Origin of the sequence: Photobacterium ganghwense, assembly GCF_003025595.1 — a bacterium.
Classification (GTDB): Bacteria; Pseudomonadota; Gammaproteobacteria; order Enterobacterales; family Vibrionaceae; genus Photobacterium; species Photobacterium ganghwense.
This window is the reverse complement of record NZ_PYMI01000033.1, coordinates 1-806: the sequence shown is the minus strand read 5'-3', so window position 1 is coordinate 806 and position 806 is coordinate 1. Positions and strand designations below refer to the sequence as shown.

The window sequence follows — 806 nt, the reverse complement described above, 5'->3', positions numbered from 1 at the left end:
AGGGAACCGACTGACCGCGAGATTGCCAGCGCAATGGCAGCCCGCGAGCACTACGAACAATGGCAATTAGCAGCGTAAAAGGAAAGGCAATGGACAAACTGAACCAAATTACTGAACAACTACAGGGCGAAGTCGATAAGGCGGCGCGCAACCCGTTCGCCAGCAAAGTGATGACACCGCTGCGCCTGGTACTGGTCTGGATGAACGGCGTTAACGAAAAACTGAGCGAGTTGGAGCAAGGGGGCAAGCATGGCTGATGTGATGCCGGTGCGCACCTCGACCAACCCAGTCGAAGGCATTAACCGTTGTGAGTGCGGCAGCGTCCGCACCATTCATCGCGCCCGCGGCAAGCGGGCGAAATTCCTGTATTCGATTTGCGACAGCTGCGGCACCAACCAGCAGACCGGCCAATACTGGCAGGAAAAATTCAACGTCCATTACGCCACGCTGGCAGACCTGCACCAAGCCGAACAAGCCAGTCAGACTGCGGTTTGTGACGCGGTCACGGAACCTGAAACGGAGCCACAACCCGAGCCAAAACCGGAACCGATTGAAACCGAATCTTTGCCGGTGCCAGAGCCGCAACAAACTAAACCGGAAACCGACACCGAGCCGAAGCCAGGTGCATGGAAAGCCATTCTGGCAGGCATCATTCTGGGCGGTCTGACCGGCGGCCTGATTACCCGCATCTAACCACAAGGAAACCCGATGGAAACCGAAAACACACCGGTAAACGATACCGAACTGGAAACCGTACAAGGCCACACCGAGCAGGAAGAAAAAGCCTTCATCAACAGCCTGGATGA

At 56.2% G+C, this 806-nt stretch carries 2 protein-coding genes; both read left to right on the top strand.

The window, feature by feature from the left end; translation table 11 throughout:
* The first annotated feature begins 89 nt into the window (after window positions 1-89).
* Window positions 90-257 carry a hypothetical protein gene (locus C9I92_RS25550; protein WP_169776011.1) on the top strand — a complete coding sequence of 56 codons (168 nt, stop codon included), beginning with the start codon at window positions 90-92 and terminating at the stop codon, window positions 255-257.
* Complete coding sequence (locus C9I92_RS25150) at window positions 250-693, top strand: hypothetical protein (RefSeq protein WP_107193952.1); 444 nt, start codon at window positions 250-252, stop codon at window positions 691-693. The genes C9I92_RS25550 and C9I92_RS25150 overlap by 8 nt, the downstream gene beginning before the upstream one ends.
* Window positions 694-806 lie beyond the last annotated feature (113 nt).